The sequence below is a fragment of the Kolteria novifilia genome (assembly GCA_007748055.1).
Taxonomy (GTDB): Bacteria; Planctomycetota; Planctomycetia; order Kolteriales; family Kolteriaceae; genus Kolteria; species Kolteria novifilia.
The window spans coordinates 2,886,622-2,899,992 of the sequence record CP036279.1 but is presented as its reverse complement, the minus strand read 5'-3'; the positions used below and the strand labels follow the sequence as shown (position 1 = coordinate 2,899,992).

Sequence of the window (13,371 nt, the reverse complement as noted above, 5' to 3'; positions counted from 1 at the left end):
TCGCCAATCCATTGGTGCTTCTTCGGCGACGGCTCGACGCGAAGCGACCCGCCACCTGGATTCCCCGGATCAACAAAAAACGTGACATCAGCGACAGCGTTCGACTCGGAGTCGCTTCTTCCGGGGAATTCCGAGAAAAAGGCTGTCGTTGACATTCACGTGGCACAGGTAGAGTCCTCATGGAGTGTGTACTCGTCCTGCGTGCTCCCCCCCGGTAGAGCAGCGATCGGCGGCCGGGGAAAGTCTCGTCCAGCGATTGATTCGCCCTCTTTCTTTGTGTGGAGTGATCAAGACTCATGTTCCTAGCCCCTCCTCTTCGCCGGTTCGTCGGTGACCTACTCCGCCAGCGACCGACTGCCTCCAAGGACGCGCGACTCTTCGAACCGATCGAGGATCGCATCGTTCCGGCGATCGTGACCGTCGGCGCCTCCGGTGCCGACCACACGACCATCCAAGCGGCACTCGACGCGGCTCTCATCAATGGCGACGCCGACGACACGATTCAGATCGCCGAGGGAACCTACACCGAGAACATCTCGATCGTCGAGGACGGGATTACTCTCGAAAGCAGCGGCGACGCGGCCAACACGATCATCAACGCCCCCACCGGAACGGTCGTCTCGATCACCGCCAGCGGCGTGACACTCGATGGACTGACCGTTCAAGCGAGTGACCAGCGGGCGATCAAGCTCGATGCCAACGTCACTGACCTAACCCTCGACGATGTTCATGTCGAGGGTGACGGCGACTCGAGCAACAGCGACGTCGGACTTCACATCGGCACGACGATCGACGTCGATCAGCTCACGGTTCGCAACTCGAGCTTCAACGAGCTCAACTTCGGTTTCTACATCGCCAAGGATGTCGGCTCGGGACCTGGCGGATCGAACGTCACCAACGTCCTCGTCGAAGACACGGTCTTCGAGAACAACAGCCACAAGGGCATCTATGCGGAGAAGCTCTCCAACGCCACTTTCACGCGCGTGACGGTCACCGGCACGAACCTCGCCACCTACGACTTCACCGCCGGGATCGACATCAACCTCAAGGGCGAGGAGTCCTACGAGAACCTTCGCTTCGACCAGTTGACCGTCACCAACAACGGTATCGACTCCACCTACGGCGTTGGCTTCACCATCAAGGCCCGCGACGACGGCTCCTATGCCGCCAATCCAGCGTCCCTCGACAATGTCGTGATCACGAACTCGATCATCAGCGGCAACGAGCACGGTCTACGCTTCGGCGAGTTCCGTCAACTCAATGCCGGTCCGACCAACGTCCACGTCAACCAGAACGACCTTTCCGGCAACGTCGGTGACGCGGTCCATCAATTCGTCGCCGCCGACATCGACCTCACCGGCAACTGGTGGGGGAGCATCGCCGGCCCGACGACCGCGACCTACACCGTCGCCGCCGCTGAAGTCGACGACACGCAGGTCGACGATACCGCGACGCGCAACCCCGGCGGACTGGGCGCCACCATCGTCACCAAGAGCGACGCGGGCGCGGTCGACTTCTCGCCCTGGCTCACCGACGGAATCGACGCCGATCCCGGAACGCCCGGTTTTCAGCGTTCCGCCGTCATTCAAGTCGTTGGCGGCTCGAACAACAGCCTCGCCGACAACGACTATCGCCGCTTGGCCAACGCCATCGCGACCGCGACCAGTGGGCAAACGATCGAACTGGTCGGCACGTTCGACTGGACGAATCCGCTGGCCGCGGAGTCTTGGGCCAACGGCGTCGACGGTATCGACGACGGCGCGTACTTCGGCGATGGCGACGGCTTTACGATCCTCGCCGCCGCCGACCAAGACGACGTCACAGTCACCGCCGCGTCGCTCGGCGCCGCCACGATCCTCGGACCCGGCGACCTCACGACGGAGAACCTCGAGTCGTTTCTCGTGGTGACCGGCGGCGGGTTCGACGGCTGGGAGATCTCGAACCTCGAAATCGTCGAATTCGACATGGGTATCTACATGGGATACCAAGAATCGACGTTCGAAGATTTCAAGATCCTCGACAACCACTTCGTCCTCGCCTCCGACACCACCGACGACGTCAACCAGAACATCGCGATCCACCTGGCCCACGGCAACATCCTCGTCCAGGGCAACACCATCGACATTCACGGCGACGGTGTGGGGGGATCCGATGTCGGCCTTCAAGGTAGCACCCACGGTGGCGCCAACTACGACGGGTTGATCATCGACTCCAACACGATCAACGTGCTCGAGGCCCCCACGATTGGCGACCCGCAACGGATCATCGGGATTTGGGAAAATGGGCACGCGCACCAGTCCAACATCCTCGTGACCAACAACCAGTTCCTCAATCTCGCTCCGGGCAACGATCCCGAGGACAACCAACAGTGGGCATTCCAGATCACCTCCCATAGCTCTCCGACGACGTCGGTCGTCTATGCCAACAATACCGTTGTCGGGGCCAACGTCGGCTTCAATTGGCTCGACAATTCCCGCTACGGGGACGACACCGGCGATGCATTCGCGGGCCAGGATCCCATCCAGGTCTATTTCAACACCTTCGAGGAGGTCGGCACCGGCATCCTTATTCGAGAGGGTGGTAGCGCTGATCTTCAAAGCAACCTCTTCACCGATGGCAACACGGCGGTCTTCGTCTCGCAGGAAGGAGCCGTCACTAGCCGCGACGACCAGATCGAAGACTTCGACATCGGCTTCCAGTTGGTCGGGGCCAGCAGCGCCGACTTGCGGTTCACCACCATCTTCGACAGCGGTGATGGGGTCTCCATCGACGAGGGAAGCTCGCTCGTCGCGACGCAGAATCACTTCCACGACGTGACGCGTGGAGTCTTCGTCAACGACGGCACCGCGACGATCACCAACAATAACTTGGTCGATTTCGGCTCGGTCGCGATCGTCAACCTCACCGGCACGACCGTCGACGCTCAAGGCAATTGGTGGGGCACCACCAGCGAGACGGCGATCGCCGCCCTTGTCACCGGCGACGTCGATACCTCAAACTTCCTGACGGCCCCGATCGACCTCGACGAACTCTTCGGCGGGACCTCGTCGGACTTTCAAGCCTTCTCCCTAGGAAGCGTCGACGGCCAGGGAGGTTGGAGCGTCACCAATCCGAATATCGATCAAGAGATTGTCGACGTGGACGGCAACAACGTCATCCGGCTCTCCAACGCCTTTACGATTGGCTCTTTTGGCGACCAACTCCAAACGCCATCCTCGGGAATCGTCGCGGGCGAGTCGCAAGGTAGCCTGAATCAAGACGGGACGGTGCCAACGACTTCCAACCGCTTCTATGCCCAGTTCGACATCACGTCGGCCACCGGAGCGGCCCAACCAGGCCTGAGAACGACCGTAAGCCCAAGCAACCCCGATCACTCTCGGATGAGCTTCGTCTCGATCGACGACGATGGCGCAAACGGATACGACATCACCTTCTTCGACTACACGACCGCGGACGGTTTCCGAGGGACCACGCTCGATCTCGACCTCCCCTACGACGAGTGGCACGAGATCGCGTTCGAGATCATCTTCATCGATGGTGGTCCAGCGAACGACATCGTCAATCTCTACGTGAATGGCGAACTGGTTCACACTGGGACGACCTGGGAAGACTACTACGTCGACCAGTCCGGCCTCGAACAACCGGTATGGGTTGGCCCACGTGGTGTCGATCGGCTCCTCTTCCGCCAATCGGGTGACGCGGTTTCGGAGACGGCTGGCGCAGGCTTCTTCCTCGACAACGTCACGGTGACCGATTTCGGACCGGCACGGCTCTACATCGAGGACATCGCGGCGTCGCCTCCTCCGCCCACTCCCACGGTGCCACCCGTCTCCGAGCCGGAACCGGAGCCCGCCCCCGAACCCGAGCCAACGATCATCAGCGATGACTTTATCGTCGAGATCGAGGGAACCGAAGCCGGCGCGTTCACCCAACTTGGCGTTGAAGGGACCGTCGAGATCGCCGGCGCCAACCTCGTGGTCATTGTTGATCCCGCCTACACGGGCGTCGTCGGCGATGAGTTCGAAGTCCTCACCAACGACGGGACCGACCCGATCGTCGGCACATTCGTCGGTCTGGCCGAAGGGGCTTCGATCGTCGTGGAAGGCCTCGAGTTCGAAGTCTCCTACGACGGCGGCGACGGCAACGACGTCACCCTCACCGTCGTCGGTCAGCCGAGGGAGGTCGACTTCTCCCAAGGGATCGCCGTCACCCGCGGCAACTCGTTCCTCTTCAACACCAGCCGACTGTCGAGTTACTCCTCCGACAGCCTACTCGAGGTCCAGTTCGGCTTCGGAAGCGACCAGCAGTTCGTCGGCGACTGGGACGGCAACGGCACCATCAACGTCGGCGTCGCCCGCATCGTCGACGGGATTCTGCACTGGTTTCTCAACACCAGCGAAATCAATGACTTCGATCCGTCCCAGTTCACCATGGGACTCTTCGGCATCGAAGGCGATCAAGCGATCGTCGGCGACTGGGATGGCAATGGACGAAGCGACATCGGCATCCATCGCTCGAGCACCGCGACCTGGTCGTTTGACATGGACGGCGACTTCGCCTTCGGCCCAGCCGATCTCAACCTCGTCTACGGCAATCCGGGCGACACTCCCGTCGTCACCGCCGTCGGAGCCGAACAGTTCGCCCAGATCGGCGTCGTCCGCGGCGCCACCTGGTTCCTGAATCAGTCCTCCTCGGTGAGCGCCTTCGACCCCGCCAACTTCCGGACACCCTTCGTCTACGGAGTGGGCACCGACTCGTTCTTCATGGGCGACTGGAATGGGGACTTCGTGTCGGAGATCGGGATCTTCCGTCCGAGCGTTTTCTCACTCAACGTCAATGGCGATACCGTCAGCAGCACGGACTTCCCGCTGGGCACGGATGGAGATCTTCCGTTGGCCGGCTTCTGGTTCTCGGAAACGACCGTGGTCAACGAAGCCTCCTTTCTCTCCTCCGTCGCTTCCTCCGAGGACCTGATCGACTCGATCATGGAAGATGGTGACGAGGAGCCGACGCTCTTCTAGGAGACGCGACAACTCGCGATCCCTAGCGATATCGACGGTCCCGCCCCTTCGGGTGCGCGGGACCGCTTCGTTACTTGCGGCGTCTTCCAATTCCCCCTTTCGCGTCGCGTCGAGCCCGATTCCCCGAAGAGCACCCAGTCGCTATCCTTAAGAGTGGTCTTTTCCCGAAACAGACTCTCGGCGCGAGAGAGGGGACACGATGCGAACATGGTGGGACAGACTCGCGAGTCGACGTGCCGTGATGGTTTGCTTGCTGGTGGCCGGTCTTACTCTTTGGACGGTGAAGGATTCGAGCACCGCGGACGAGTCGCGCTCCTCACAGCGATCCAAGGCGATCGCGACACGGCAGCTCGCCAAGCGTTGGCCCAAGATCGCCGCCTCTCAACCACGAGGTTTGGCGCTCGTCGAACTCTACACCTCGGAAGGATGCAGCAGCTGCCCTCCAGCCGACGCCCTGTTGAGCGAACTCGCCACGTTGCGCCACAACGATGATCTGCCCATCTATGCTTTGGAATTCCATGTCGACTACTGGAATTACCTCGGTTGGGAGGATCCCTTCAGCCGGCGCGCCTTCACCGATCGCCAGCGACACGAAAACCAGCGTCTCGAAACGGGACGGGTCTACACGCCGCAGATGATCATCAACGGGATCGCGGAGATCGTCGGGTCACGCCGCCAACTTGTCGATGAGGCGGTCGGGTTGGCGCTAGAGATTCCCGAGGAAGTGACCGTTCGACTTCGCCTGTCCGAGCCTGGCCCCACCGATCGGATCGACGTCGACTACACCGTCGCCGGAGCGTCCCACGGAGCCCTCCTCAGTCTCGCATTGGTCGAGAGCGGTCTGGCCAACGAAGTCGATCGAGGCGAGAACGCCGGCCGGCATCTCGTTCACGCCAATGTCGTGCGAGCCATGAGGACGCTGAGGCTCGACAACCACGGGAAGGCGCGCGTTCGGCTGCCCATTCCCGAGGACCTCGACCCTCGGCGTGCTCGGGTGATCGGGTTCGTTCAAGACGGCAAGACCCTTCGCGTGCTCGGTGCCAGCGACGTGACACTAGACGCTCGCGTGGAGGATGGTCGCCATCCCACGGAACAAGGAGCCCAGCGTGCCGAGTAGCCTCAAGCAAGCCGTCGGCTTGATCGTCGCACTTGTCATCTGCTACGGCGCCGCGGGCATCGGGGCGATGGCGACCTATCCAGGGCTAACCCCTTGGTACGCCGGTCTGGTCAAGCCGTCGTGGACACCACCTAATTGGGTCTTCGGGCCGGTCTGGACATTGCTCTACGGGATGATGGCGGTTGCCGCCTGGAATGTGTGGCGTTTGGAGCCGACGCGACTTGGGCGACTGCCGCTCCTTCTCTTTGGGTCACAGCTTGTGCTGAACACGTTGTGGTCGGTGCTCTTCTTCGGACTCCGCTCTCCGGGACTCGCCGCGGTCGACATCATGGTTCTTTGGGGACTGATCGCCGCGACGATCGGAACGTTTCTCCGTGTGTCGATCCCATCGGGAGCCCTGCTCGTCCCCTATCTCCTATGGGTCAGCTACGCGGCCGCGCTGAATATCGTGATTTGGCGACTCAACGGGTAGTCCCTCCCGCACCCGACGGGAGAACGGCCATGGGCGGCGACCACGTTCCTCTCGGTTCGGTGGCACGACGACTACCCTCCCGGCACGTTGGGCGGCGGCGGGGATGGTGGCGAGGGCGGCGAGGGGCCTTCACTCGATTCGGTCGCCCAGAGCCCGACGATCGGTTGATCCCCGGGTAGGCCGAACGTCAGGTCGCTGAAGGACGAGAGATCGCCATTGAGATTGAGGGCGAAGTTGCCGTCCCGAAAGATCCCGACCTCGTCGAGTCCGTCCCGGTTCCAGTCACCGACCACCGGCGTGTCGGTGGTCACCCCGAACGTGAAGATCGGTAGGTTCGCGAATGGGTCGAACGCTGTCACCGACGTGGCATTGCGAATCCACTCGGCGTTGCGGCGAAGCCCGAGCGAGGTCGTCACCGAGGAGGTCCAGTTCGCGACCACCGGCGTGTCCCCCTCGGCACCGAACGTCAACTCGACGTCGCCCGGCCCGAAGACCCGGTCACCGGTGACGTCCAGCGACCACGCCGCCGTCGAGGGACGGAAGATCCCGACGGTGTCGACGCCATCGCCGTTCCAGTCCCCGACCACCGGCGTGTCACCGACGATGCCGTAGCCAAAGGCGATGTAGTTCCCCGCGTCAAAGCTCGAAATCTCGCTCAGGTTGAGATACCACTCCGCGGTCGACGGCCGGTAGACGCCGACGTTTGTCGTTCCGTTGCCGTCCCAGTCGCCTGTCAAGCCAATGTCATCGGAGAGGCCGAAGTCGATTTGGAAGAAGTTCTGCGGAATGAATGCACTCACGCTGCTGGTGTTGAAGATGAAGGTCGCTCCACGCCGAACGCCGATCCCGTCGACCAACACGTCGCCGGAATCCTCGACCGCGACTTGCAGCGAGCCGAGGAACCCGGGACTGACGCACAGTCCGCCGACATCGCCGACCTGAAGCGGCAAGAGCGTGATCGCGTAGTCGCCATTGTCGGACGAGTCAAACGTTCCCCCCGGAGCGCTGATCTGGTAGGTCGCGGTCCGTGGCGACCCGTTGCCACCGGGCGAGACCGAGACGAAGGTGGCCAACTGCGAAAACCCGTTCGGGCCCGTGACCTGAATATTGGTGCTGCTGAGCGTGGCGACGTTGATCGCGTTTTCGCCACTGTAGGTCACACTGAACTGCGTCGTCGCGACGGCGGAGGTCACCGCGGGAGCGCTCGTCAGTTCGGCGATCGGCGCCCGATTGTCCAGGACCGAGACGGTGCTCGTTCTCGTGTTGACCGCGATCAGGTCGAGGTTGCGGGTGTTGGTCAGGTCGGCCACCGCGAGTCCCGTCGGCCCGCCCCCCACGTCGTAGGAGGGCCCCGGAGCAAAGTTGCCCAAGCCGTCCCCCACGAGGATCGCGACCCGGTTTTCTCCGGTCAACGTCACGGCGAGGTCGGCCGGCCCGGCGTTGTTGAGGTCGCCCGAAACGATCGCCGCCGGCTGCGAGTTGGCGATCGTCCCCACCGCGATCTGCTGAACTTGAGTGAACACCCCGGTACCGTCGCCGGCGAGAAGTGTCACCGAGCCCCCACCCGTGTCGGCCACCGCGAGATCGAGGTTCGCGTCCCCGACGAACAGCCCGGCGACGAGGTCGGTCGGAGCGATGCCCGCGTTGTACTCGAACGGCGTGTTGAACGTGCCGTTGCCGACGCCTTGTAGGAACGAGACGGTGTTCGAACCGGCATTGGCGGTGACGGCGTCGAGGATCCCGTCGCGGTTAAAGTCCGCCAGCGCCGTGTTGCCCGGCCCCACACCGGCGAAGGTGTTGATCGGCGTCCCGAAGAAGCCCGAGCCATTGTTGAGGATCGCGGAGATCGTGCCGCCGGTCGTGTTGGTGGTCAAGATGTCGAGACTGCCGTTGCGGTCGAGATCGGCGATGTCAATCTTCTCGGGGCCGCCGGAGACGATGATGTCGACGAAGGTCGAGAAGGTGCCGTTGCCGAGTCCGCGGAGCACCGTCACGCTGCCACCAATCGTGTTGGCGACCACGAGGTCGTTGATATTATCCCCATCGAAGTCGGCGCTGCGAATCCCGTTGGGACCGATGCCGACGAGGGTATTGCCGATGAGGGTGAAGCCCCCTTCGCCATCGCCGAGCAGGATCGAGACCGACTGGTTACCGCTATTGGTCACCGCCATGTCGGGCAAGTCGTCGTTGTTGAAGTCCGCGATGGCGACATCCTGGGGAGTCGGGCCGACGGCGACGGGAACTTCGACGAAGAAGTCGATCCCGCCTGTCAACACCGTCCGATCCTCGAGCCCCTCGAATCTCAGTGACCGGTTCGTCGTCCCTTTGGAGGAGACGCGCCTTTTCGCGCCGCGTGCCCGATGAAATCTCATTGCAGCCATGTCCTTGATCGTCGCCGATGACTGTCCGTTGCCCAAGAACGAAGTGGTCGGTAGAGTCCGAACGCTCTCCATATTGCCCCCAGACTACCAGGCCATTCGCGATTGTATAGCAGGACGCGGAGAAGTGACGACGAACATCCGAGCATGAGACCGTTGCAAACGGACTGCGACGGGGCGAGTTGGAGGCGCGGAAATGCGACCTCCCTGGGGATCCGTGGTGAAGAAGGTCCGGCGGACACTCCATCGAATGAGCGTCCACCGGATACCGGCTCTCTCCCGATTCCCGCTGCGACGTTAGACGAAGAGAAAGTCGAGGTCCGAGAGGGCAAGGTCGACCGCCTCGGTCTCGGAGAGGGAAGCACCGGCCGAGCGGCGGCGCGTTGACTCCATCGTCGTGGAGTCACTGTCGGAGTCGACGACATCTCGCGAGTCCGTGTCCGCGGAGGTCGTCGCGATCGAGACAAGGTAGGATGTCCCCGTGGCAGCCGTGGAAGACGTCGGCATCGCCCAGTAGGACTCGGCGCTTCGGGAGGAAGCATCAAGGACGGAGGCCTGGCGGGCCTGGTCGAATCGTCCGACAATCGGAACGTCACGCTCGGAGCCGAAGTCGACGGCACGATCGCTCTCATCCCAGATCCGATTGCCGTTCATGTCGAAGATCCAGGTGCCGTCGCGATAGAGGGCGAACTCATCCCTCCCGTCACCGTTCCAGTCGCCGGCCAATGCTCGATCGCCGACGGTGCCGAAGTAGACGGTTTCGTCCTGGTCGTCCCAAACCCCGTTGGCGTTGGAGTCGATCGACCAGGATCCGTTGCGGAAGACAACCATGCTGTCGACGCCGTCCCCGTCGAAGTCACCGGCGAGCGGTTGATCGCCCGCGACGCCGAACGCGACACTTCGATCAGCGGCGTCCCACTCACCGTTGCCGTTGAGGTCGATCGCCCAATTCCCGTCACGGAAGATCGCGACCGCGTCGAGGCCCAGGCCCGCCCAGTCGGCGGCGACCGGCGAATCGCCGGCAAGTCCGAATTGCACATCGCGATCGAACGCGTCGGGAGCCCCATTGGGGTTGGAGTCGCTGAACCACCGACCATTGTCGAAATAAGTCAACTCGTCTTGTCCGTCACCATTCCAGTCGGCGGCGACGGGAGCTTCCGCCCCGGTACCGAACGGAAGCGCGACGTCGCTGGTACTCCAAGCTCCATCGCCATCGGCGTCGAGATACCACTGATCGCCGCGAACGACGGCGATCACCATGCCGCCTTGCAATGTCGTCGACGAAGGAGCGTCAGGCTCGGGGGCCGGGACCGGTTCCGGATCGACCGATTCCGGCGTCCAAGCGAGGATCGAGTCGATCCAACTGGCGTAGACGTCGACGCGCGTGTCGAAGGAAAAGTCGCCCAGTCCCGCGGTCGAATTGGTTCCCCCGGAGGTGACGCCCGCAACGTAGAACTGCCCACCGACCTCCAAGAAGCCGGGACCGCCGGAATCGCCAGGAGCGGTGTTAGACTCCGACGAATCGTCGAAATCCCAGCCGATCAAGGTCGAGGTCACCGAATCGAGGTCGGTCGAGCCCGCTCGCTTGATCCCGAACGACCCGTCGTGGAACCCAGTTCCGTCACCGGTCGCCCCATAGCCGACGAGGATCAGCGACTGTCCCAATACGGGAGTTCCCCGAAAGATCGGGCTAGGGGTGACGTTTAGCACAGGACGATCGAGCCGTAGGATTGCCAAGTCGTTGGCGCTGTCGGTACCGAACTCGCTCTCGTTCCACTCGGGATGCAGAAAAACGTTGGTCGTGGAGTAAGTCTCACCAGCCAAGGTAAAGCGACCGGAGTCGTCGTTCATGCGATCGGTGGGGTGAGCGGCCGTGAGCACGTGATACGGGTCGATGAGGGTGCCCGTGGCAAATCCGCGAAGGGCGTTGCCGACGATGCCGACGGCATCAAACGAGTCCGCGACATCGGCGTTGATGATGCTGGCGGTGACTTGACCGGGTGCTCCATCAGGAATCTCGACAACGTTTCCCACGGTGAGGAGCCGCCGCTCCTCGAGCATCTCGAAATGAACGGATGATCGCGACGGGCGCGTGTTGGAGGGAGAGAAGATCGAACGTGTGGACGACCACCATTCCATGTTGCGAAACCTTTGGTGACGGTGAGCGCGCACGGGTAGCGGAAAGAGGTCGATGGCGACCTCTTCAACGGCTTCCGCACGTCGGCATCACATCCTGCCGAGAACGGTAGGCAGGTAATTCCTAAGCGCAGACGGCTACCCTGCCGCCCACTTCCAGGAGGGGGTTGATTTCATCAAAGCTGAATCAAACGGTTTCTCACCACGACCGAGAATGACGGATTGAGCGAAACGGGATTCGCCGCGACTCCGTTAAATCTGACTTTAGAAAATGATAGGTCACGAATTGATAATGTTCGAAGAATGCAGTGCTAAACTTCCTTAATAGTCTCACCTCGCATCCTAGGAGGCATCTCAAAAGATGCAGCCATTAGACAAATAACCCACTCGTCTTGCGCCGATCTTCATCACTTCTTATTCCACCACCACCATACCCTCCAATTCTTTGCAGCCACACGAATCGGAAGACTCTCTCCATCCAATCGAGAGTCCCAAGCGGCCCTGTGCATCGTCAGAGGTAGTCAGGACAACCAGTTCCATGGAAATGATGACGCCCCAGGGAACTCCATGCGGAACTGATTTGCGAAACGGCCGTGCGGACTGGGGGGAGAGATAACGCGAGCCTCCCCGCGCGGAGAGCGTGGGTCGACGCTCGGGATGCTCTTTGGAGCTGAAGATGTGAACGGCGAGAACAGTGCCCGGTTCAAACTTGAAGCGTGCGTTGGCCCAGAACGGGCGCCGGCGGACAAGCAGCAAGTGGCCCGCTAAAGTCAATTGGACCAGCGCACTAGGCCGAGCGGAAGGGACGGGTCAGCACGAGTTCGTGGGGATGCAGCGTCTCCACGAAGGATCCGCCCAGCTTCTGTTCGACGCTCGGCTCGCCAACGACCGATTCGTGGGAGAACGCATCACGAACGGCCTTCCAACCGCCGTTGCTCCGATTCGGCTCCCCGTCGTAGTTTACGACATGACGGAGCCGGTCGTCGAAAATCTCGCACGTGAGATGGACACTTCCCGGAGCGACGTCCTCGGCATGATGGTCGAGGAGTTCCCGACCGACGTCGAGGAGCACCGCGCACGTCTCGGCGATCTCCGCGGGAGCCATGGGAGTGGTGTGAAAGAGATCGGCGACCAACTCGTCGACTTGCCCGCGATAGTTGGGTCCGTCGACGACGTCGATACGACGCCGCCGGCGCAGGCCCACCTCGGAGCCATCCGGGGACTCGCGTAGCGACAGCAGTTCGCGCAACACCTCGTTGGGATGGAAGGGTTTGGTCAAATAGCGGTCCGCTCCGAGCTCGAACGCGCGAACTCGGCTCTCGTGGTCGCTCCGCGCCGACAAGATAAGGATGCCGACGGCCTCTTGTGGTGGCTCGGCGCGCAACTGGCGGCAAACCTCGAATCCATCGACAAACGGGAGCATCAGATCGAGGATCAGGGCATCGGGCCTCCACTCGCGCGCGGCGTTGAGCCCCGTTTCGCCATCCCCTTCGCCGTGCGTGACGAAGCCGTGGATGTCGAGAAGCTTGCACACCAGCTCGCGAATCGCCGGCTCATCCTCGATCACGAGGATTCGTTGCTGCTCCTGGAGTGTCACGTCCTGTCCCCCTCAGAGCTGCCCGGTTGGGCATCCGAGAGATAGCGCCGTAGTAGGCCTTCCTGGGTCGGAAGTCCTTCCTCCGCCCATCGCGACTCGATACGTCGAGCCAATTCGAGATTCCTCGCCTTCAGTTGCTGGACCTGGTCCCACTCGGGATGATCAGGCTTAATACCTAGATCATCGTGCGTGTCCACACCTAGTACGAAACCCGGGGCTTCGGAATAGGGACGAATCCACATCTTCATGTGGGGGTACCAAGCGTTGCCGATCCGCAGCGCATTCCCGCCGGTCGCCCCCGATGACTCCTGGGGAAGCTTCTCGACGCCGGTCTTGGCGAGGATTTGCTCCAACGTCGCCGAATCGAGGTCGTCGACGAACTGCGCCCGGTTCTTGGGCACGTTCCCATCGGGGTAGGCCAACTCCACAAAACAACGGATCGCCCGTCGTGCGACCTCGGCCTCGAACTCACCCAGACTCATCGAGCATCTCCAGCTCCCCCTTGAGTATTATTCGCCTGAACTACAAGAACGTCAGTACACCCAAGGTTCTACATTCACCAAACTCACCACTATCGTCTCCGCACAATCGCTTTCGCGCGGAGAATCGCGCCCGACTCAACCTAGGCGGCCCGTTGATCTATTCGCCGC

Annotated in this window: 7 protein-coding genes; 3 read left to right on the top strand and 4 right to left on the bottom strand. The window is 62.0% G+C overall.

The annotated features are described in order from the left end of the window. Nucleotides 1–296: 296 nt before the first annotated feature. From Pan216_RS10805 to Pan216_RS10795, 3 genes are all read left to right on the top strand, one after another. The gene (locus Pan216_RS10805; RefSeq protein ID WP_145258006.1) at nucleotides 297–5,021 is read left to right on the top strand and encodes a NosD domain-containing protein; all 4,725 of its coding nucleotides are present in this window, start codon (nucleotides 297–299) and stop codon (nucleotides 5,019–5,021) included. Between the two features lie 199 nt (nucleotides 5,022–5,220). Beyond that, nucleotides 5,221–6,138, top strand: a complete 918-nt coding sequence (locus Pan216_RS10800) for a DUF1223 domain-containing protein (protein ID WP_145258005.1) — start codon at nucleotides 5,221–5,223, stop codon at nucleotides 6,136–6,138. Continuing rightward, nucleotides 6,128–6,610, top strand: coding sequence for a TspO/MBR family protein (locus Pan216_RS10795; protein WP_419193509.1), 483 nt, complete (start codon nucleotides 6,128–6,130; stop codon nucleotides 6,608–6,610). Before Pan216_RS10800 ends, Pan216_RS10795 begins: the two co-directional genes overlap by 11 nt. A gap of 71 nt (nucleotides 6,611–6,681) precedes the next feature. Here the strand turns inward: Pan216_RS10795 and Pan216_RS10790 are convergent, their stop codons facing one another. The 4 genes from Pan216_RS10790 to Pan216_RS10775 form a co-directional block, all read right to left on the bottom strand. Continuing rightward, complete coding sequence (locus Pan216_RS10790; protein ID WP_419193508.1) at nucleotides 6,682–8,886, bottom strand: FG-GAP-like repeat-containing protein; 2,205 nt, start codon at nucleotides 8,884–8,886, stop codon at nucleotides 6,682–6,684. Between the two features lie 399 nt (nucleotides 8,887–9,285). Continuing rightward, entirely contained in the window at nucleotides 9,286–11,127 is a 1,842-nt protein-coding gene (locus Pan216_RS10785) for a S1 family peptidase (protein ID WP_145258002.1), read from the bottom strand. A 784-nt stretch (nucleotides 11,128–11,911) separates the two neighbouring features. Continuing rightward, nucleotides 11,912–12,721 (bottom strand): response regulator transcription factor, encoded by an 810-nt coding sequence (locus tag Pan216_RS10780; RefSeq protein WP_145258001.1) that lies wholly within the window; start codon nucleotides 12,719–12,721, stop codon nucleotides 11,912–11,914. After that, complete coding sequence (locus tag Pan216_RS10775; protein ID WP_145258000.1) at nucleotides 12,718–13,203, bottom strand: hypothetical protein; 486 nt, start codon at nucleotides 13,201–13,203, stop codon at nucleotides 12,718–12,720. Before Pan216_RS10775 ends, Pan216_RS10780 begins: the two co-directional genes overlap by 4 nt. Nucleotides 13,204–13,371: the final 168 nt, after the last annotated feature.